The 20,423-nt window shown below is 70.5% G+C and carries 13 protein-coding genes and 1 pseudogene; 7 read left to right on the top strand and 7 right to left on the bottom strand.

Annotated features, from left to right (window positions below; translation table 11 throughout):
* Window positions 1-54 precede the first annotated feature (54 nt).
* The 5 genes and pseudogenes from RM779_RS30115 to RM779_RS30095 all read left to right on the top strand — a co-directional run bounded on the left by RM779_RS30115 (window position 55) and on the right by RM779_RS30095 (window position 8,570).
* A pseudogene (locus tag RM779_RS30115) lies at window positions 55-780 on the top strand (IS5 family transposase).
* A gap of 978 nt (window positions 781-1,758) precedes the next feature.
* Window positions 1,759-2,952, top strand: a complete 1,194-nt coding sequence (cas7g, locus tag RM779_RS30110; RefSeq protein ID WP_311620958.1) for a type I-G CRISPR-associated RAMP protein Csb1/Cas7g — start codon at window positions 1,759-1,761, stop codon at window positions 2,950-2,952.
* A gap of 2 nt (window positions 2,953-2,954) precedes the next feature.
* Window positions 2,955-4,445 (top strand): type I-G CRISPR-associated protein Csb2, encoded by a 1,491-nt coding sequence (csb2, locus tag RM779_RS30105; protein WP_311620956.1) that lies wholly within the window; start codon window positions 2,955-2,957, stop codon window positions 4,443-4,445.
* Window positions 4,442-7,546: a type I-G CRISPR-associated helicase/endonuclease Cas3g gene (cas3g, locus tag RM779_RS30100; protein WP_311620955.1), complete on the top strand. Its 3,105-nt coding sequence runs from the start codon at window positions 4,442-4,444 to the stop codon at window positions 7,544-7,546. Before csb2 ends, cas3g begins: the two co-directional genes overlap by 4 nt.
* A 7-nt stretch (window positions 7,547-7,553) precedes the next feature.
* On the top strand, window positions 7,554-8,570 hold the full coding sequence (locus RM779_RS30095) for a type I-G CRISPR-associated protein, Cas3-extension family (RefSeq protein WP_311620954.1): 1,017 nt from the start codon (window positions 7,554-7,556) through the stop codon (window positions 8,568-8,570).
* Between the two features lie 973 nt (window positions 8,571-9,543).
* Here RM779_RS30095 and RM779_RS30090 read toward each other — a convergent pair.
* The 3 genes from RM779_RS30090 to RM779_RS30080 all read right to left on the bottom strand — a co-directional run bounded on the left by RM779_RS30090 (window position 9,544) and on the right by RM779_RS30080 (window position 11,501).
* Entirely contained in the window at window positions 9,544-9,678 is a 135-nt protein-coding gene (locus tag RM779_RS30090) for a hypothetical protein (RefSeq protein ID WP_311620953.1), read from the bottom strand.
* A 787-nt stretch (window positions 9,679-10,465) separates the two neighbouring features.
* Window positions 10,466-10,711 carry a hypothetical protein gene (locus tag RM779_RS30085; protein WP_311620952.1) on the bottom strand — a complete coding sequence of 82 codons (246 nt, stop codon included), beginning with the start codon at window positions 10,709-10,711 and terminating at the stop codon, window positions 10,466-10,468.
* Between the two features lie 361 nt (window positions 10,712-11,072).
* Window positions 11,073-11,501: an ATP-binding protein gene (locus RM779_RS30080; RefSeq protein WP_311620951.1), complete on the bottom strand. Its 429-nt coding sequence runs from the start codon at window positions 11,499-11,501 to the stop codon at window positions 11,073-11,075.
* Between the two features lie 182 nt (window positions 11,502-11,683).
* Here RM779_RS30080 and RM779_RS30075 point away from each other — a divergent pair, with 182 nt between their 5' ends.
* Window positions 11,684-12,535, top strand: a complete 852-nt coding sequence (locus RM779_RS30075; protein WP_311620950.1) for a helix-turn-helix domain-containing protein — start codon at window positions 11,684-11,686, stop codon at window positions 12,533-12,535.
* Between the two features lie 183 nt (window positions 12,536-12,718).
* Window positions 12,719-12,943, top strand: a complete 225-nt coding sequence (locus RM779_RS30070; protein WP_311620949.1) for a DUF397 domain-containing protein — start codon at window positions 12,719-12,721, stop codon at window positions 12,941-12,943.
* Window positions 12,944-12,972: 29 nt separating this feature from the next.
* Here RM779_RS30070 and RM779_RS30065 read toward each other — a convergent pair whose 3' ends face one another.
* The 4 genes from RM779_RS30065 to mobF are packed head-to-tail and all read right to left on the bottom strand — an operon-like array spanning window position 12,973 to window position 20,339.
* On the bottom strand, window positions 12,973-14,190 hold the full coding sequence (locus tag RM779_RS30065; RefSeq protein WP_311620948.1) for a DUF1173 family protein: 1,218 nt from the start codon (window positions 14,188-14,190) through the stop codon (window positions 12,973-12,975).
* Between the two features lie 4 nt (window positions 14,191-14,194).
* Window positions 14,195-15,880, bottom strand: coding sequence for a hypothetical protein (locus tag RM779_RS30060; protein WP_311620947.1), 1,686 nt, complete (start codon window positions 15,878-15,880; stop codon window positions 14,195-14,197).
* A 1-nt stretch (window position 15,881) separates the two neighbouring features.
* Window positions 15,882-16,292, bottom strand: coding sequence for a hypothetical protein (locus tag RM779_RS30055; RefSeq protein WP_311620946.1), 411 nt, complete (start codon window positions 16,290-16,292; stop codon window positions 15,882-15,884).
* A gap of 18 nt (window positions 16,293-16,310) precedes the next feature.
* Window positions 16,311-20,339 (bottom strand): MobF family relaxase, encoded by a 4,029-nt coding sequence (gene mobF / locus RM779_RS30050; RefSeq protein WP_311620945.1) that lies wholly within the window; start codon window positions 20,337-20,339, stop codon window positions 16,311-16,313.
* Between the last annotated feature and the right edge of the window lie 84 nt (window positions 20,340-20,423).

The raw sequence follows: 20,423 nt of genomic DNA, 5'->3' as shown, positions 1-20,423 counted from the left end.
CGGTGCATGGGCAGCGGCCAGTGCGGTCGAATCGTCCCGGAAGGGCTGTGAACGTTGGTGCGGCCGTTGCTGCCGTCTTCCCGTGCACGTCCGCAACAGCCCTGATCAGGCGATGCTCGCCGCGATCCTTTACGTGCTGTCCAGCGGGTATGCCCGGCGGCAACTGCCGCCCTGCTTTGGCATGTCCAAGTCCGCAGCCCACCGCCGGCTCCTGATCTGGGCCAGGACCGGGGTCTGGCACGATCGCACCAGGCCGTGCTCGACAAGCCGGCCGAGGATTACGGGACCTCCGTGATGCTGACCACCGCCCACGCGCAGGCGAAAAACGGGCGGACACACAGGTCCGAGCCCCGCGGACCGGGATGAGTCGAGTTCCAGGATGCACGACCTGTCCGACCGCAGCGGGCTGCCTGTCATGGCAACGTCCACGACAGCGAGGGCCCCAAGCCGCTCCTGGCCGGTCTCCAATCGAGAAACGACCCCGATCGCGACCGGCACCACCGGCCAGGCAAGGTCCACGCCGACAAGGCTTGCCACCGCCCTGATCTGTGCAGTAAGGATGCGAGGCCAGCGGCCGGGCGGTCCGCCTCTCGCACCAGGGAGTCGACTCCAGTCAGCGCCTGGAACGTCACCGACGGGCGATAGAGCGACCACGTCCTGGCTATCCGGCCACCGCCGCCTCTCACCCGCTACGAGCACGACCCCCGCAACTACCTGGCCCTTCTCGGCCTCGCCGCGTTTCTGTGCTGCTACGAACACCTACTCCGCCTGACCACATAGGACACGCTTTGAGAAGACACACGTCCTATCACTCGCTGACCCCGTGTTGATCTGTATGAACTCGGCATCGTCAGCCATGGGCCAAGAATTTTCTCCGCGTATTCTCTGGGGAAGGACCTGCACGCGTGCTCGTGCGGCCGACCTCCTCTTGGCTGTGGAGCAGCTCCGACGGGCGACACTCTGTCAGTGCTGGCTGAGATCCTGGCGTCGTGCAGCGCTTCGGAACCCCAAGTGAGCCAAGACACGCCGAGGCGCACCGAAGGATAATGTCCAATTTGCAAGCATTTGCTCCGAGGTTGCCGGGAGGAACCTGCGCCAGCATTGGGAAAGCGCCTGGTCGGAAGGGCTGTCTCCGTGGCCGCGGGCCACGGCTTCATTGCGGCCTGGCCCAGCACGGGCCACTGCCCGAACGCAGCCTCTGTCTCCGTGGCCGCGGGCCACGGCTTCATTGCGGCGTGCAGTGCCTGACCCCACAACCAGGTCAGCTCTGCGCTGTCTCCGTGGCCGCGGGCCACGGCTTTATTGCGGTGGCGGCGATAGCTTGGCGGTCACCACGCGCAACATAATCTCCTCGGTCACTGACCTCGGCTTTATCGCTGGGCGATACAGGTGGCCGTGCCTGCTTTGCGCCGGATCTGTCTTCATGGCCTCACCTGCGGGTGAGGCCCCTGCGCTGCGTCTGGAAGGCAGGGACCTGCGGCGGCTCGTCCAATTGTTCTATGCAGTCGGCGCTGGCGACCACTGGTCAACTCGCGATTGACCCGGCGCGGTTGTAACGCCGACCCGCCCCCTCGAATCGTGGGGGCACCCTGCTGTACCTCTGAGGGCTCCCACGCCGTGTCGCCATTTCGCGCACTCACGCGCTCCGTCCCGTTGGTGCTGGTCGGGGGCATTGCCGAATCGCCCGTGCGGAGACTGTCAGTGGTGGTTGATCTACTGCTCGCATCCAGTTGGGTGCGCTGAGCTCGGGAGGGTTCCATGAAGGACGTCTATGAGCGGTTGTTGGCCGCGGCGAGTCTTCGGTCGGGGGATGGTGCGGTACGCATCTCCGCGGAGTACGAGCCGGTCGCGGGGGCGGGGACTCCGGTGTTTCCGCCGACGGTGAAGCTGGCGGCGACGGATGCGGCGGGGTATCTGCGGGAGAAGCGTTGGCTGGAGGGGGAGCCGACGCAGGTGGTGTTGCTGGATCAGCGGCAGTCACAGGCGAACCGGTGTGAGACGGCGTTGTTGGGGGCGGTGGAGCGGGGGGAGGTGTTCGTGCCGCATCTGGTGCTGGTGACGGAGGCGGAGGGGGTGGCGGTGCGGGTGTCGAATCTGGATGCGCCGCACCGTTCCCGGGATGCGTATTTCCGTGACGCGGTGGATGGTTCGGATTGCGCGTTCGATGACACGGAGCCGGGAGTGGCCCTGCGGACGGCGAGTGCGCGGGATGTGGGTGCGTATCTGCGGTGGGTGCCTTCGGATTTGGTGTACGGGGTGTGGGATTCGCACCGGAAGCGGCGGATTCAGGTGAAGGTGCCGCGGGCTTACGCCTCGGAGATGGTGGGGGTGGCGCCACTTGATTCGGTGCGCGGTGCGGGGCGGGTGGATGCGCTGAACCTGGCAGGGGAGACGGTGCGGCTGACGCCGGAGGGCGGCTGGGCTTCGCTGAACGGGGAGAAGGCCCCCAAGGGCGCGAAGATCGTGAAGATGTCGGCTCTGGGGCACGGGATGATCCCGCCGTCTGAGGGCATCGGAGGAGTGACGGTGACGGGGGTGCGGCGGTCGGCGACGGTGAGCATGGCGCAGCTGGCGGCGCTGCGGTTCGGTGATGTCACGCAGGAGTTCGCGGCGGCGGGGCGGGCGTTGCTGGGGGCGCTGGCGTTGTTGGGGGATCGGCTGGCGTTCGCTGCTCCGGCGATCCGGTTGCGGTCGGGGTGTGATCTGGTGCTGGCTTCGGAGCGGCTGGAGTGGGTGATGCGGGGGCGGGACGGCCGGCCGGCGACCGAGCCGCTGGAGGTCGTCACGCAGCAGGAGGCGCTGGAGTTGTTCGGGATCGCGCTGGAGCGGGCGCGGGCGGTGGGGCTTGAGTGGCCGTCCGAGCCGTTCGTCGTGCACCCCAACGCAGAGTTGCACAAAGCCATCGTGAAGTCGTTCGTGCTGGCGGGGGCCGGCGAGGCGGAGGGCGAGTAGCGGTGCCTTTCGTGATCGGGGCGCATTTGCTGGAGGCGACTTATCAGGCAGCCGCCATTGGCAGGGAGCGTGCGGAGCGGCCGCCGCATCCGGCGCGGTTGTTCTGCGCGCTGGTGTCCGTGGCCGATCCGAAGGATCCGGTGCAGGGTGCGGCGTTGGGCTGGCTGGAGGCACAGCCTCCGCCGGTGGTGCGTGTTCCGGCGCAGAGCGCGGAGGCGGATTCGCCGCGGGCTGCGTGGGTGCCGACGAATGCAGCCGTGACGAAGAAGGACTTGGTGCCTTCCCACGCGTTTCTGCCGGGGCGGACGAATGGCGCGGAGGCGAAGACGTGGCCGCAGCGGACGCTGGAACGGCCGGAGTTGGCATTCATGTGGGAGGCGGAGCCGCCGGGTGGGGTGCGGGCGGTGCTGGAGGCGCTGGCCCGGGCGGTGCCGTATCTGGGCCGCGCGTCGGGGGCCGTGCTGCTGAACGCGACGGTGGCCGCGGCTGGCGACTTGGAGGCGGGCGAGGAGTGGCAGGTGTGGGAGCCGACCCCAGGAGCGGCTCCAGCCTTTGGCTCGGTGGAGTTGCGGGTGCCCTGTCCGGGGTATCTCGCCGGGCTGCGGGCTGCGTTCGAGGCGGGGCAGCCGTCCTGGCAGCAGCCAGCCGGTTCCGTCCGTTACGTTCCCCGCGGCGACGCCCGGGTGGCTGACGTGGTGGAGGAGGCGGTGGAGGGGCCGTTCTCGGATCTGGTGACGTTCGCGTTCGGCCCAGGGGTGTCGCTGGACCCGGTGGTGACGATGGGGGTGGCCGGGTCGCTGCGGGAGAAGGTGATGGGCACGCTGGACGCATGCGGGCACGATGTGCGGGCGATGACGGCTGTGCACGGCCATACCGACGACAAGAACGTGCGGCCGGTGGCGTATCTGGCGTTGCCGTTCGTCGGACAGCCCCGGTCGGACGGCCGGTTGCGGGGCGTTGGGGTGGCTCTTCCCCGGGGCCTTGAGCCGGGACAGCGGCGGGCGGTGCTGGCGGTTCTGCTGCGCGCCGGGGGCGGGCTGACGAAGCTGGCGGTCCCGGGCATGCCGCGGCCGGTGGCGCTGACCTATGTGGGGCCGGCGGCGGGGCGGGATGTGGCGCGCTGGACGGTGCGCCCGGGGACGTGGACCCGGGCCTCGCGGGTGTGGTCGACCGCGTTGCCGATGGTGCTGGACCGCTTCCCCAAGCGCAACGGGCGTGGCATCGAAGCCTCGGTCGCCACGAGTTGCCGCCTGGCGGGGTTGCCGCAGCCGGTGGAGGTGGAGGTGATGCGCACGGGCGCGCTGGTGGCAGGGGCGCGGGACTTCCCCGGATCGGCGCTGCGCCGCAAGGCGGGGGAGCCGCCGCTGCCGGGCCGGCATGTGCGGTTGCGGTTCGAGCGGCCGCTGTCCGGACCGGTGGTGCTGGGCAGCAAGCGGAACTTCGGCCTGGGCCTGTGCCTGCCCGCGGGAGCGGGAGAGGAGGTGGCGCGGTGAGCCTGGAGCTGTCGAAGTTCGCGGACTTCTTCTACGAGGCGAACACCCCCTGCACCGCCACGTGCGCTGAGCCGTGCAATGAGCACCCGGAGCAGCCGTCGGCGTTCGCCTGGCAGCGCGAATACGTCAGGCACGTCGCGGACGGCGGTAGTTGGCTGGACCTGGATATTCCGACCGGGCTGGGCAAGACCAGCCTGATCGACATGTGGGCGTTTCTGCTGGCCTGGCAGCAGTCCAACGGCCGTCCGCGCACAGTGCCGTTGCGGCTGTTCTTCGTCGTCGACCGGCGCCTGGTCGTCGACCAGGCGCACGACCACGCTCAGCGCCTCGCCGCCCGCCTGACCACCGCGAAGCAGGGCAGTGCGCTGGCCGCGGTGGCCGAAGCGCTGAACTCCTTGAAGGGCGGCGCGCCGCTTCAGGTGGTGCGGATGCGGGGCGGGGTGGACTGGGCCTCGCGCTGGCTGGCGTCCCCGGCCCAGCCGGCGGTGGTGACCGCGACCGTGGACCAGTACGGCAGCCGCCTGCTGTTCCGCGGCTACCACACCAGCCCGACGATGCGGCCGGTCGACGCCGCGCTGTGCGGGATGGACGCGCTCCTCGCAGTGGACGAGGCCCACATCGCCCTGCCGCTGCTGACCACCGCCACCGATTGCGCCGCCTACCAGGCCACCGCCACCGTTCCGGCCCTGGCCGGGCGGGCGGTGCGGGTCGTCAGTCTCTCCGCCACCGCCCAGGCCGCCTCCGCCCGGCCGCGTTTCACCCTTCCGGACGCCGACTGGCACCACCCCATCGCCCGCGCACGGCTGCACGCCGCACGCAGGATCACCACGATCGAGGCCACGGGCACGGCCAAGACACCGACGGAAGCATTCGCCCGCAGTGCGGAGCAGCTCCTCGATCCCCTCCTCGCCGCGGCCCGGCATCCGGTGATCGGCGTGATCGCCAACACGATCGCCACCGCCCGCGCCACCCACCAGCGGCTGGCCGCCCGCGCCGACCTGGACACCGTCCTGCTCACCGGCCGCTGCCGACCTGCCGAACGTGACGAACTCCTCGCCGGTCCCCTGCTCAACGAGCTCATGACGGGCACCGCACCGCACCGGCAACGGCCGCTGGTCGTCGTGGCCACCCAGACCGTCGAAGTGGGTTGGGACATCTCCTTCGCCGCCCTGTGCACCGAAACAGCGTCCTTGGATGCATTCGTCCAAAGACTCGGACGCCTCAACCGCAAAGGCCACCTCGACCACGCCCCCGCGGCCGTCGTCCGCAGCCACGCACCCGAACCCGGCGAAGAAGACGACATCCCCGTCTACGGCGCCGCCGCCGCACACACCTGGACCTGGCTCACCCACCACCACCAGCCCCTACGCCTCGCCGACACCACGGCCGAAGACCTCGACCACGCCCTCGCCGGCGGCCTGGAGGTCAACCCCGCAACTCTCCCAGCCCTCCTCAAAGAACGAGACCCACAGGAGCTGACTGCTGCGGCGCCGAAGATCCCCCGCATCCACGCCACCCTCCTGGACTCCTGGGCACGCACCCAGCCCGCCCCCTACACCCCCTTCGACCAGGAACTGGAGCCGTTCCTGCACGGACTGGCCACCGCACCGCCAGACGTACAGATCGCCTGGCGCGCCGACCTTCCCACCCACGGTGACCCGAACCAGTCGGCGATGCCCGGGCCCCACGCACGGGAACTCCTCGCTCTGCCCGCCGCCCACCTGCGCCGCCTGGTGGGCGCCGAGCGCACAGCGCCCGCGCTCAGCGACATGGACACCCACGCCGACGAGCAGCCGACACCGGGCACGCTCACCACCCGCCTGGTCCGGTGGAACCCGCCCGACACCCGCGACGACCCTGCCCGGCCGTGGGAGTTGATCACGGACGCGGCCGGCATCGTCCCCGGCGGCATCTACCTGCTTCCCGCCGCCCTGGGCGGCCACGACGCCTACGGATTCACCGGCCGGCCCGGCGAACAGAAAGTGCCCGACCTCGGCGACTTCCCACACCACTCCACCACGGCAGCCACCCGCCTGGACGCCCGCGTCCTCGCCTCACTGCTCGACCTCGACACCACAGGCCAGGACACCGCCCATTCAGCCATCACCACCGCCATCCGCCGCCTCCGGGGCAACCCCGACGAACCGGCACAACAACAGGGACAGCCGACCGAGGACGTGGCGGAGGAACCGCTGTCACCCGGCGCTCACGTGCACGCCCTGCTGAACCGACTGCACGATCTCGCCGCCGCCCCGGGTCCCGAGGCGCGGTTCACCCACCTGCTCACCGACCGTCTGGAGTTCCTCAGGGACGTCTCGGCCTGGGAGATTTCCCGGCCACGGATGCCCCAGGGCGCGGGCAGGATCGTCATCGATGCCGACGACCGCCTCATTCTCGCCCCGCCCCGCCCGCCAGCTGGCCGACGCGAACCCCAAGTCGGCCTCGGTGATGACGACGCCGACGCCAGCTCTTTGACCCGCACGGTCGACCTGCCCACCCATAGCGCCGCGGTCGCCGACCGCACCGGCGAATTCGCCAGCGCCCTGAATCTCCCCCCGTCGCTGATCACCGCTATGGAAACCGCCGGATCTGCCCACGACATCGGGAAGACGCACCCGAGATTCCAGTGCATGCTCTGCGGCGGCGATTCCCTCCTCGCCGAGTCCCTCGACCGGCCCCTGGCCAAGTCCGGCATGGACCCCGCCGACCGCGCTGCCCGCCGGCGCGCAGCCCGCCTGGCGAACTGGCCCACCCAGCTACGACATGAAGCGCTCAGCGCTGCCGCCGTCCACACCTGGCTCACCAGCCACCCACCTGCGGCCGCCGACACCGACCACGACCTGATCACCCACCTCGTCGCCGCCCACCACGGCCACTCCCGCCCCCTCCTCCCTCCAGTGACCGACCCCGAACCCCTAGACGTCACCTGCACCATGCCCGACGGCCGCACCGTCACCGTCAACACCAGCGCCATGGGAACCGACTGGGCCGGCCACCACCGGTTCACCACCCTCAACCACCGCTACGGCCCCTGGGGCCTGGCCCTGCTGGAAACCATCCTCCGCCTCGCCGACATGGCCTGCTCAGAAGAAGGCACCTGACCCCGCCATGCACCAACTCACCCTCCCCGCCCTCCGCGCCGACAGCGCACTCGGCTTCCTCGCCGCCCTCGGCATCCTCGAACTGACCACCCACACCCTCGACCCCGCCACCGGCCTCTCCTGGCACGGCCCCGCCCAACCCGCCATCCTCCACACCACACACCCCCTCACCCACGACCAACTCGCCCACCACCTCCAACAACAACTCCCCAACGACCCCGAAAACGAGCCCCTCCCCCTCGCCCCCGGCATCCTTTCCCGCACCCGCCCCAACCGCAGCTCCCCCAATGAACCCCTGCGCATCCCCGCCCACGAAGCCCACCACCAACTCGCCCACTACACCCAGACCGAACGCGACACCGCCGCCCCCCAGGCCCGCTGGTTCACCGCCCTGACCAACCAGTGCCACACCGACGAGAAGAACGGCCACCACTACACCACCATCACCCCCCTGTTCGCTCCATCCGGCCGCATGACCCTGCGCCAGAACTGGGCCAAGGCCGCCGCCCACTGCACCGATGACCCACACCACCTCAAAGCCGCCCTCACTGCCTGGGCCCGCGTTCCCGACTACGCCGGCGCCAGCCTCGACCACCACTCCCACGGCCCCGCCCACCTCCACACCGACGGCCAACCAGCCCAACACGGCGTCCCCGGAGCCACCTGGCTCGCCCTCCACGCCTTCGCCCACTTCCGCCTCACCGGCAACGGCCACCACAGCAACACCACCGCCTGGACCACCACCCCCCAAGGCCCCACCCTCACCTGGCCCACCTGGCACCCACCCCTCCGCACCACCGCCATCACCACCCTCCTCGAACACCCCCTCCTCCACCACCCCAACCCACCTCACACCCACCTCACCAACCTCGGCATCACCGCCATCTACACCACCCACCGCACCCAACTCAGCAAATCCCAAGGCCCCCTCCAACCCGCCCACCGCACCTGGCCCCCGACTGCCTCCGAACCCCAAGCACACACAGAAACCCCGGACCGCACCGAAGGAAAATGCCGGAGATGACCGACTATGGGGCCGACAAGCAGCGCGAACCACCGTCACCCAGCGCGATACCCCCAGGTCAAATGCCCAATCTCCGCGGTGGAAACCCGCGGCATCATTGCGGCCACACCATCCGCGCCGCCTGCGGCTCCGACGACGGCCCATCTCCGCGGTGGAAACCCGCGGCATCATTGCGGCGGCTTATGGTTGGTGGCCAACATGAGAAGGAAAGAACCATCTCCGCGGTGGAAACCCGCGGCATCATTGCGGCCCACAGGTCGGCGGCCACCTCGTCGTGCTCGTCGGCCCATCTCCGCGGTGGAAATTCGCGGCATCATTGCGGCTTGATCGTGAATCGCGTCCCCGGAAGCGTCCCGTCCATCTCCGCGGTGGAAACCCGCGGCATCATTGCGGCGTCCTCGGTGAGCCGGCGCGCCTCCTGGGTGTCCAGCCATCTCCGCGGTGGAAACCCGCGGCATCATTGCGGCTACCGCGTCGGCCGGCCCGGCCTCGGTACGCGACGCCATCTCCGCGGTGGAAACCCGCGGCATCATTGCGGCGCGGGGTCGATGGTCCTCTCCGCCGAAGGGCTGGAGCCATCTCCGTGGTGGAAACCCGCGGCATCATTGCGGCCGGTTGCCGCCCAGGACGGTCGCGATCAGCGGCGAGCCCATCTCCGCGGTGGAAACCCGCGGCATCATTGCGGCTCGGACGAGTGCGTCGTGTGCGGTCAGCTCACGCAGGCCATCTCCGCGGTGGAAACCCGCGGCATCATTGTGGCGTCATCACGGCGATGGCGAACTACGACCCGTCCGTCCCACCGCCGACTGCTCAGGCCGCCCTCTCTTGAGAACTGAGGACGGCAATGCGGGCACGCTCCTCGCGCAGTTCTACGACAAGAACCGGGTGATCGACAGGCCTGATGACGGCTTCGACGTAGAGATCACCTGACCGCCCGGGCGGCGCGGGTTCCTTCAGGGCTCGCGCCGGTCCGTCACTCCGTGGGCCACAGCCGCACCGTGTACTGCTCCACTCCCCTGACCGGTCCTTCCAGCGCTGCACGGACGGCGACTTCCTCCCGGGCACGCTCCTCCAGGGGAGGGCAGCCGTCCCACACCTCCACCATCATCGCTGCGGTGTGTGTATGGCCAGCGCTGCGAATGTCCACCCGACCTTCGCAAGCGGTGACAAATCCGTCCCCGTGGGTCACACCTTCGGGATACAACGCGGGCGACAGCGCATCGTCCTCCTCCTGGAAGCACAAGCCGTAGTATTCAATCCTCGGCTCCAACGACTGCTGACGAACCAACCGCGCCACGCATGCCCCCGAACTGTCAGCCTCCGCGAGCCAGCGTAACGCCGCCCCGCATATGCGCGACAGGCTGATCCCGGGGCGCCCGCGGCACGAGGCATGCACCGCTCCGCGCATACCAGTATGCCGAACCGTGCCCGGTTCCCCTTGGCAGTGAACGAGTTCGAGAAGCCCGGGTACTCCGGAGACGTGCTGGGCGGTGGGCCTTGAAGGCAGCGTGGTACACGCGGGCGAGGCCTGGGCGGCATGCACAGCCCGTCGCTGCGTTACCGCCAGCCCTGGCCCTGCAATTCCTCATCCGGAGCGAAAGCGCACTCGTTCCGGGCGTTCGCCGAGACCACCGACGAGGCGCCAGCCCCTCTCTTTGCCGCCGGATGCCGAGAAGCCTGTCTGGCTCCGGCTGGACCAGGTAGCACAGTTGCGCAACGAGTCGTACGGCCAGGCGGGCGAGCGGGCGGGCAAGTCATTCATTGCCTGCGGGCACCAACACCAGAGGTTCGCACGAGAACGTACCGCCCGCGCCTCCGGCCGCATCGACGTCCACGCGCGGAATACCCCAACGGCCTTCTCGGGGATAGGCGGCGTCGCCACGAATTGGCTCGTCTCACCTTGCGCCGGGGTGCGAGCGGCGTCGACGGGTAATGCGGGGGTCGATGTGCCGGGCGGCCCACAGGATGGTGGTGGGGAGCATGATGAGGGATTCGCCGCTCGCGAAGTCGACCTTTTTGCGGCCGGCGGCCAGGGATGTGATGTCCCGGACGGTGAAAGGTTGGCCGCCGATCATGAGTTGATCGCCGACACGCACTTCCCGCACGTCGATCTCCACAGAAACGAGAACGCGGCCGTTCATCGCAGCACCACCGCCAAGGCCAGAGACAGGATGAGGGCACAGCCGACGAGGACTTGCGCGACGATCTCAGCCCGGCTGGGCAGGGGTGGGTGCTCGTCGATGCCGCGGGGTTCTCCGATGACGAACCCGACCCGGGCAGTGCCGTGAGGAATGCAGGACATCGGCCTGGCGGCGCCCTGGGGTGAGCCAACTCCCGCCGGTTCTTTGGTCGGTAAGGGAGCGGGGGTTTCCGGGGCCCGCGCGACGCTCATGTGCGTATCGGCCGTCATTGGTTTCACTCCTCTGCGGCGATGGGGTATCGGTTGCCGATCGTTTCGTCGTTCGGCCCCGGCCACGGCTCGGTCAATGCTCTGGGGGCGAATCACCGGACCGCGTCCTCCTGACGTGCGAGTTCACAGCCGAACCAGATGATCTTGCCGATGCACGTCCGCTGAGCGCCGAACCGGCAGGCCAACTGCCGCAACAGCCATAGCCCGCGCCCTGACTCCCGGGTCCAGTCGGGCTCGACGATCCGCGGCATCGTGGGCGAGAAGTCCTGGACTTGAACGATGGCCTCGCGCTCGGCTCTGGCCACCACGAGGCAGCAGAACGCCGAATCGACGTGCGTCACGACGTTCGTCAGCAGTTCCGACACGCCCAGCTTGGCCAACTCGACCGCTGGGTCCGTCGCCCCCCATTCGACAAGCACCTCGCCGACGACGCGGCGCCACCGCCCGACCTCGTGGGCGCTGGCCGTTAAGGCCCAGGCGCGTACGTCCAGGTCGTCAACCATCCGTCCGGTGACAGACATCGAACCTCCTTGCCCACGTCGGCGCTGTGGCGCACGGCAGCAACGACACTCACCACCCGTAACTCGAAGGCTGCGGGGCGTGTCGGAATCAGCATGGCCGCCGCGATCTCTCATGACAAGTCTCATGAAAATTTTCACCCAGGCGTGGTTGTAGAGTCTCCGCTGAGAGGAAGTGATCACCTATGGCGCAGCCCAACCTCATGCGTCGGAGGCTGGGGTTAACCCTTCGTGCGGCTCGGAAGAGAGCGGGCCTGACGCTCACGACCGCCGCCGGTCAGGTGGACGTCTCGACGGCGACCTTGAGCAGGATCGAGCTGGGCAAGGGGCCGATCCCCGCGGACAAGCTCGATGACTACCTGGCGGCCTACAAACTCACCGGGGCCAAGGCGGACGAGGTCAAGAAGCTGGCCGCGCTCGCGTCTTCGGAAGGGCGCAGCACGCTGCTGACGCAGTACTCCGACGCGATCGACGACCCGTTCGTCGGCTACCTCGAACTGGAGGAGATCGCCGCTCGTGCCAGCATCTTCACGGCGCAGGTGGTCCCGGGGCTGTTGCAGACGGAGGAGTACGCCCAAGCGCTGATCACCGCCGGGGTGATGCACCAGAGTGCGCGCCAGGTGCGCTCGTTCGTCGAACTGCGCATGGAACGGCAGCGCGTTCTGCGGCGGGAGAATCCGCTCGCCGTCGAGTGCATCGTCGAGGAGGGTGCGCTCCGCCGCCCGGTCGGCGGCGCCGAGCCCCTTCGCCGGCAACTGCATGCCGTCTGCACGGCGATGGATGAGCTCCCGAACCTCGACTTCCGTGTCATCCCGACGAGCGCCGGAGCTCATCCCGGAGTCGACGGGCAGTTCACCATCTTCCAGTTCGACGCCGGAGATCCGATCGTCACTGTCGAGTCGATGACCCGCATGGCGTATCTCGAAGAGGACTATGATCTGCTGCCGTACGACACCAGCTTCGGGCGCATGCGCGAGCTGGCGCTCAGCCGGGAGCGTTCGCGCGAGTTCATCGGCGAGCTGATGCAGCAGCTCTGAGGCGGTGGAGTGGGGGAACGCTTCGCCATGTGCGACTGACCTCGGGGGCGTGCGTCAGCGCTGGGTGGCCGGGGCACATAGTCTCTGGAACGTCAGTACGGATGCCCGCCGGGGTGGCGAGGCGGTCCGCCGCATGGGGGACGGGTCCAGACGCCCGCACGCTCGAATCTGGGGAAAGTCAAGATGATCGCGAAGGTCGACCTTTCGCAAGCGGTATGGGTCAAGAGCGAGCTGAGCAACGGAACGAACAACTGCCTCCAGGTGGCCTTCGTCGACGGAGTCGTCGCCCTGCGCGATTCGAAGGACGTCGGCGATCCTGAAGCTCAGGTTCTCGTCCTGTCCGAGGACGACTACCGGGCGTTCACCGGGGCCATCCAGAAGGGACAGGGCAACCTGCTGCTGCCCTGATCCGGCGAGGTGGTGCGCCGGCCGCCCCGTCATCGGGTGAGCCGTGGCATCGGCTCCGTCGTGTCCCACTCGAGCACCGGGATGCCCCGCGCCCGGTAGTGCGCCTGCTTGGTGCGCTTGCGCTCGCGGTAGGAGGCCAGGCCGGCCATGCCGTAGACCTCGACGTAGACCGGACGTCGCGGATTGGTCGTGACGACGAAGTCGGGGAAGACGTCGGCCCGCACGTCGTAGCGGAGAGGTTTCACGAAGCTGTGGCCCGCGGCGGTCAGCGCATCGGCCATCCGTACCTCGTGGGATGAGTCCGCCGGGATATAGCGGGTTGTGGTCAGCATCACCGCAATGTCCTCGACCACGAGGTAGCCCTTGGTACTTCGGGTGACCACGGCGAGAACGATCCGCCGCGCGGAATGCTCGGCGCGCTCGGCCGGCGTGCCGGCGAACGCCGCGCGGTAGGAACGCCGAGTGCGTTCGGCGAGCCGTGCCGAGGAGAAGAGGCCACCGCGGAGGTGGCACAAGGCGAGGCGTTCGCCCTGCCGGGTCTTCGTGATTTCCCTGATCTCTCCCAGGATGAGCCCGCGGCGCTCGTGGGTGCGGCGTCGGCCGAGGCGGTTGTGGAACGCGGCGAAGGAAGCGGCGTTGGTCGCGGCGTTCGCGGGGCGGTACGGGGGGACGACGTACAGGACGTCGCGTTGGCCGTTCACCGTGCAGCCGTCCGTTTGTTCTCGTAGCCGCGCGTGGCATGTCGGCCAGGTGCGGTGCCAGGTCGGCTGCCAATGGGTGAGCCCTGCCGATTCCCAGAGGTGGTGCATGAGGCCGAGAAGCCCGACCGTTCGGCGGGAGCTTGATGCGCCGGAGTCCGTGGTGGTTGGGGAGGGCGCGGACGGTTTGCGGCGCGCGTCCTGTCGAGTCAGCAGGGGGGTGGCGAGACGGACGGCGGTGCCTTCCTCGTTCTCCCGGATGGCTTCTTCGGCGTAGTGGGACCGGCCGGAAAGCGTGGGGTGCATCTTGTGGAAGGGGCAGGAGGGCGCGTGCTCGTGTCCTTCTCCGGGCCAGCCGGCCAGGTGATGGCGGCCGGAGCGGACGCGGATGACCAGCCGGAGGGGCGGGGTGCGGCACAGGCAGGCGGCGTGGCCGACCTCGGTCTTCGCACGGCCGAGCAGCCGCGCGTACCGGCCGGGGCTTTCGCGGGCGGCGGTTGCCGGGACGGTCCGGTCGGCGATGAGAACGAGGAGGCCGGCGGGGCCCATGCGGTCAGCGGTCCAGGGCAATGGAGCGTGGACGGGCGGCGGGTTCGGGGCGCCGGGGGCGTTGGAGGGCGGCGACGAGTTCGGCGTCGATGTCGCGGCGGATTCGGCGCTGTCGGTGGCGCGGCTCGGTCGGCCGTGAGGGCTTGCCTTCCGCGGGGGCGTTGATTCCCGCGACCTGAGGGACCGTGCGTTCCGGTGGACCCGGGCGGTAGAGCCGGCGGGTGGTGGCGTCGAGGCGAGCCCGGGGGAGGTCGGTGCCGAACGTGCGGGCGTCGCCGATCAGTGCGGCTGCGGCCGTGTCCACTGCCGGGGTGATGCTGTGGATGGCGTCGAGCAGGAGGTCCAGTTGGCGCTCGCTGGCGGGGTACCAGCGTTGGCGGCGTGCTGGGGCCGGCGGGCGGTGGTCGGCGGAATCGGTGACAAGGGTGTGCCTGGCGCGTTCCAGAAGGTGGGGCCCTGCGTCGGTGAGGTACTGCGCGACGGACAGCGGCTGGTGCAGGGCTCGGATCAGGGCGCCGGTGCCGCCGATCTCCGAGGTGATTTCGCGGGCGGTGCGCGGCGTGGGCCGTGGGGCGCTGGGTTGCCACTGTTCGCCGTAGAGCAGGTGGCCGAGGCTCGTGCTCAGGCGTTCGGCGATGGACGTTGCCCGGTGGCGTTCGGCTCTGGGCATGGGGTTGGCCCGGCCGGCGCGGACGTCGGTCGAGGTGTAGCGCGGAAGGGCGGGGCGTTCGCGGGGGTCGGCGATGTCGACGATCCGGTGGAACGAGTGCGTGGTGTGCTGCCAGCGCTGTGCGGCCTCACGCAGGGCCCCGGCCGTTCGGCGGAGCTGCTGTTGCATCGTGTCGGGCAGTTCCCCGGCCACGTGCAGGAGCGTCCGGCCGGTCGCGAGGTGCGAGAAGGCGAAGCTCGTTCCGATCTGTTGGAGATCGGAACCGCTCAGAACCGGACCGTTGCCGCGCGCTGTCTCGAAGATCGCGCGCACCAACCGGTCGCAGTCCTGGGCGATTCGCTCGGGAACGGTCATCGACTCGATCGGCTCCGTGGGCCCTACGGTCAGGGGCGGCAGCAGAGGCAGTTCACCGAACTCGGGCATCACGCCCTGGTTCGCCTGTCTGCCGAGCACCACCCCTTGGTGCATCGCTCGCCGCGCGTCGGACAACGCGGCCGCCACGCCCGGGTTGTCGCTCCGCCTGGACAGTGCCTCGGTCAGGTGGCCCGTCTCCCAGGCCAGGTCGGTGAGGCGACGGAATACGTACCGCTGTGCCTGCGCGGTGGCGAGCACGTGGAGGTAAGGGCTGAGCGGTTCGCCGTCGGGGCCACGGTGGCTGTTGAGCAAATCCTGCGACACGCGGAGAGAAATTTCGGCCCGTTGCAGCTGGTGGCCCGGTTCCCCGGCAGGTCCGCTGAGGGCGACCGACTGCCGGTGAGCCTCGGCGAGACTCAGTTCGGCGGACGAGAAGCAGGTACGGATGTCGGCGAGGGCGCGCCCCATCGTCGTCGTCGATCCGGGCACGCTTGTGGCATCCCGCGCGAAGGTGTCGGGGTAGCTCCGGAGAACGCCGAAGAACGACCGCACTTCGAACAGCAATGTGCGCACCTGTCCGGGCCGGGCGATGTCCGGGAGCGCGCGGGTGGCGGCCCGCAGCTCGGCGACCGCGTCGTCGAACGCTGCTCCGAGCGTGTACGGCACGTCACACCACCCCCAGCCCGTCGAGGGCCGTCGCGGCATCCGCGGCCAGGGCCGCGGCATCGAGCAACACTTCGTCGTCGGCATCAGGGGTGGGGTGTGCTCGGGCGAGGTCGGTCAGGGCACGGTGAACGTCGCGGAGCACACCCGCGCACGAGTCGGTGTGGGCTGCGGGATGCTCCGGAAGGGGCAGTGGCCGGCCGCTCTGCGGCAGGGGCAGCAGCGCCCTGCCCGCGGCACAGGAACGGGCCGCGGCCAGGGCGCGCAGCTCGTCGACACCGTCGAGCCAGGTCACGGCGTCGGCGACGCGCAGCGAGAGGTCGAACGCCTCCCAGCTGGCGTGCAGGACTTCGGTGGCCGAGGTGCTCTCTAGGGCAGGGCGCAGGTCATCGAGTGAGGCGGGCGGGGTGGCCATGAATCCATCCTTCGTCAGTCAGATGCGGGGGGCTTGCCGGCGGTTGGGGTGCGGCGGGCGCCGCGGTGATGCGGGCGGCGCATAGGCGTCACGCAGGTCGGCCTCCACGGGCCGCTGCGCGTGGGCGAGGTATTCGGCGCGAGCGCTGGCGGCCTCTGCCGCGGCTTCGACGGCGCGTTCGCGCGCTTCGGCCGCGAGCTGCGCGAGGTCGGAGGCATGTGCCCCGGCCGCCGCGACGGCGGCACGGTTCGCCGCGTCCTGGGCCTGGCGCACGGCGCGGGCGGCGGATCGTTCGGCGGTGCGCCAACGATTCTCCGGCAGGCGCGGCTGCGGCGAAGGCTCCGGGCCCTTCGGAACGGCGCCTCGCCAGCGTGCGATCGCCCGAGCCGCGCGGTCGTGGTCGGCAGCCTGTACCGGCTCGGCCGGCCGCGGGCCGATCGCGTCGTTCTCGGCGCCGTACTCCCACAGGTGCCGGTAGGTGGCGACGGCGCGGGCCGCGTTCAAGCTGTGCTGGGCGGCTCGCCACAGGGCGCGGTGGTGGCTGTGTTCGGGCGGCGGTGCTGGGCCGGTGGGGTGGTCGGTGCCGTGGTAGTCGGTGAGGTCGCGGTAGGCGGCTGCGGCGGCGATGCGGTCGCGCCAGGCGACGGCGTCGGCGAGGTTGGCCGGTTCGGGGCCGTGGGCGGCGGCCCAGCCGTGTCCGGTTCGGGCGTCGTGCCGGGCCCGTTCGGCGAGGGCGGTGGCGCGTTCGGCGAGTTGGCGGGCGAGGGCGTGGGCGTAGGTGCGGCGGTCGTCGTGGGGGTCGGCGGTGGGCAGGCGCAGACCCAGAGCGGTCAGCAGGTCGTTCGTGTCTGCTGTCGGGTCGGTCTCGTAGGTGGCCGCGGTGGCCGGGCGCCCGGTGTCGGTGGGCAGGCGGAACGGGATCGGGTCGCCGCCCTGGTCCGGGTCGAGGGCGCGGCGGTTGCGTGCGTGGAGGATGGCGGCCGGGTCGGAGACGGGTTCGCCCTGGGGGGTGTGGAAGTCGCGCTGGTGGTAGGTGCGGCGCAGCAGGCGGTCGGTGTCGATGCCGACGTCGGCGAGGCGTTGGAGCTGGTCGCGCAGGGCGGGCCAGGCCGGTGCGGTGGAGAGCTGGTGGGCGGCGGCCGGGCCGAGCAGGCGGTCCAGCGCGTGGATGGTGTCGGTTTCGGCGATGTCGCGGAGGACCTGCCGCAGCCGCGGCTCGTGCGTGCGGAGGGCTTCGGCTTCTTCGAAGGCGGCTTGCCGGCGTGCGGTGGCCGAGCGTGCGGTGCCGTCGCGGGCGACGACGGACGCCCACAACTGCCGCCCGGTGAGGTCGGTGCCGGGCTGACCGGTCTCGGGGTCGGTGGGGTTACGGGTGACGAGGTAGGCGTGGTTTTCCAGGGAGCCGCGGGTGAGGGCGGGGTAGGCGCCGTTGCGGTCCATGCCCGGCACGATGAGCGCGTGTCCGGTGTGGACGGTGATGCCCTGGGCGCGGGTGTGGGTGAGGGCGTAGCCGAGTTCGGCGCTGGTGGTGCAGTAGCCGCGGGGCAGAGTGAGCCTGCCGCCGGTGCGGGCGTGCCGAACGTCGAGGCCCCCGTCCTCGGTGACGGCGGTGACGGTCCAGATGTCGCCGTTGCGCACGTATTGGCGGGGGCGGTTGTGGCAGGTGAGGCGGCGGTCGTTGGTGCGGGTGACGAGCTGGTCGCCGGCTCCGGCGCGGTTACCGTCGGACAGTTCGGCGGTGGCCTGGTCGTCGACCGTTCCCTCGGCGACGCGGGCGGCTCGGGCGGTGTGGGAGAGGCGGGCGGCGAGGGCGTTGGTGGGGGCGATGAGGATGCTGGTGAGCCCTTCGGCACTGTCCTGCCGCCAGGCGGTGAACGCCTGGTGCAGCAGCGCTTCCTCGGTCCCTTCGTGGAGGCGGCCCCGGTCGTGGTAGGCGCGCCAGGACGTTTCGCCGTCGCCGCGGGAGAGGGCATCGGCGGCGTCGATCTCCCAGCGGCGCGGCGTTCCGTCCGCGTTGCGGAACCGGCGTACTTCGGTCAGCCGCAGGCAGCCGGCCTCGGCGGCGATGAGATCGAGGGCGCCGCCCGCGCCGGGCGAGCCGAGCTGGCGCGGGTCGCCGATGGGCAGCATGCGTCCACCGGCCGCCTCGACCTGCCGCAGAATCGCGTGCAGCGTGCCGGTGTCGGCCTGCCCGGCCTCGTCGACGATGACGAGCACGCCGGGCGGCAGTGTCCATTCCGGGGTGCCGGGCGCGTACGTTTCCGACATGAACCGCCAGCGCGCCAGATTCTCGGCCCGGATGCCCGCTTGTTCGGCCAGGTTGTCCGCCTGCACCTGGCCTTGGGCCAGCCCGAGAACGGGCAGGCCGTGCGCGTCGGCGACCTCTCGTACGAGGGCCATGATGGTCGTCTTGCCGGTCCCGGCCCGGCCGGTAATCGCCTGCACGCGGCGGTCGCCGGTGAACACGCCGTGCACGATCCGGCGCTGCTCGGCGGACGGCACGAACCCGCGCCGCGCCTCGCCCGCCTCCAGCGCCGCGTCGACCTGATCCCGGGAGAACCGGGCGACCTGAGCGGGGCGCCGCGCGGCCTGGACGAGGTCGGCTTCCATCGTCTTGAGGGTGTGGCTGGTGTAGCGGGCGGCGCCGTACTGGACGAACACCGGGGTGCCGTCCGCGCGCCGGTAACGGTCCGGCACAGGAACGGGTTCCGGTGGCGAGATCAGCTCGCACCGGTCCGGGTGCAGGACCTGTTCCACGACCCGGTCGACAAGCCCGTCCCAGCCCGGCTGGAGGTGCAGGCCGGCGGCCACCAGCTGGCGGTAGGTCTCCGCCTCCGCGTTCGCTCGGGTCCAGGATGCGCGTTCGCCTTCCAGGGTCGCGACGACGCGGTCGACGACCTCCGCGAGCGGGCCCGGCCGGTGGTCGCGGGCCGCGGCGCGCGAGGTGCGACGGGCGCGTTCCAGCCAGCGCGCCGGGCGTCGGATGCCGAGCTTCTTCGCCCTGGCCCGCCACTGCCGGCGTTCGCCGTCAACGGTGTGGGCGTGCTTGCCGGGGCGGGCGGTCAGCGCCGCTCGCTGCGCCAGTTCGTACTCCTCCGCCCGCGACGGTTCACGCCTGTGGACCTCCCGGAACTCCGTGAGGAACGCCGCCAGGTGTGTCTCCGTCTGGACCCGCCGGGCGGAGAACGCGCGGACCACGGCGTCCGGAACGCCGAGGAATTCGCGCACCGGCCGCTTGTCCGGCCGGATCGTGTCGGTGCGCGGCGCGGCCAGCACGCCGAAGGTCTCGTACATGCCGCGTTCGACCTCGGCCGTGTACTGCGCGGACAGGGAGACGACCAGCCGGTGCAGGTGCCGCGCGTCCAGCGCCAGCCACCGCCCGTCCGCCGTCCGCACCTTCGCCGAAATGGCGAGATGCCGGTGCCAGTCCGGGTCCCCGGCCCGGCTGGAACGGTGCTCGAAACCGGCCGCAATCAGACCCTGCCCGCGCTGCTGCACCACCCCGCCAGGGCCGGTCCGCGTCCAGCACACCTCGCGCTCCAGACGGTCGAACACCTTCCGGAACGCCGCCCGCTCCACCTCCTCCAGCCGCGCCCGGGTCGCGTCGTCGGCCGTCCCCCACAGCACCGCGAAACTCTTGACCGGCGAGCACACCATCTCCCACCCCGAACGGGCCGTCCGGTTGCCGATCTTCTCCGCCTGCTCGCGCAGCTGCTCACGGCGGGCCGGGGATGCGTTCGGCTCGGCGGCCAGCAGCGTGGCGTAGTGCTCCCCGGCGGTCGGATACCGCGGCCAGGGACGCCCGAGCGCATGCCCGGAGACCGGGTCGGTGCCGTCCTTGAACAGCGCATCGGCATCTGCCTGGGCCACCTGCCCGTTCAGCCCGAGTGCCGTCGCCTGGCGACCGAGCCACTGGCCCGGCGTGTCACCGCCCGAGGCCCAGTAGGCGGCGGCCTCGCGTCGGCCCAGCGTCACGTCACCGGCGACGACCGTGCGCAGTAGGTAGTCGATGCCGGAACCGGCGCTGATGGGATGCAAGGTGATCACTGCGAGCGAGCATACGAAATCAGAGGGTCATCTCCGGAGTGCAAACGGTGTGCTTATGGGTGAACGTGAAAAACGGTGAGTCCC

The sequence above is a fragment of the Streptomyces johnsoniae genome, assembly GCF_031845565.1.
GTDB classification, from domain to species: Bacteria; Actinomycetota; Actinomycetes; order Streptomycetales; family Streptomycetaceae; genus Streptomyces; species Streptomyces johnsoniae.
Note: the sequence above shows the minus strand (reverse complement) of the source record. Positions and strands in the feature narration are given on the sequence as shown.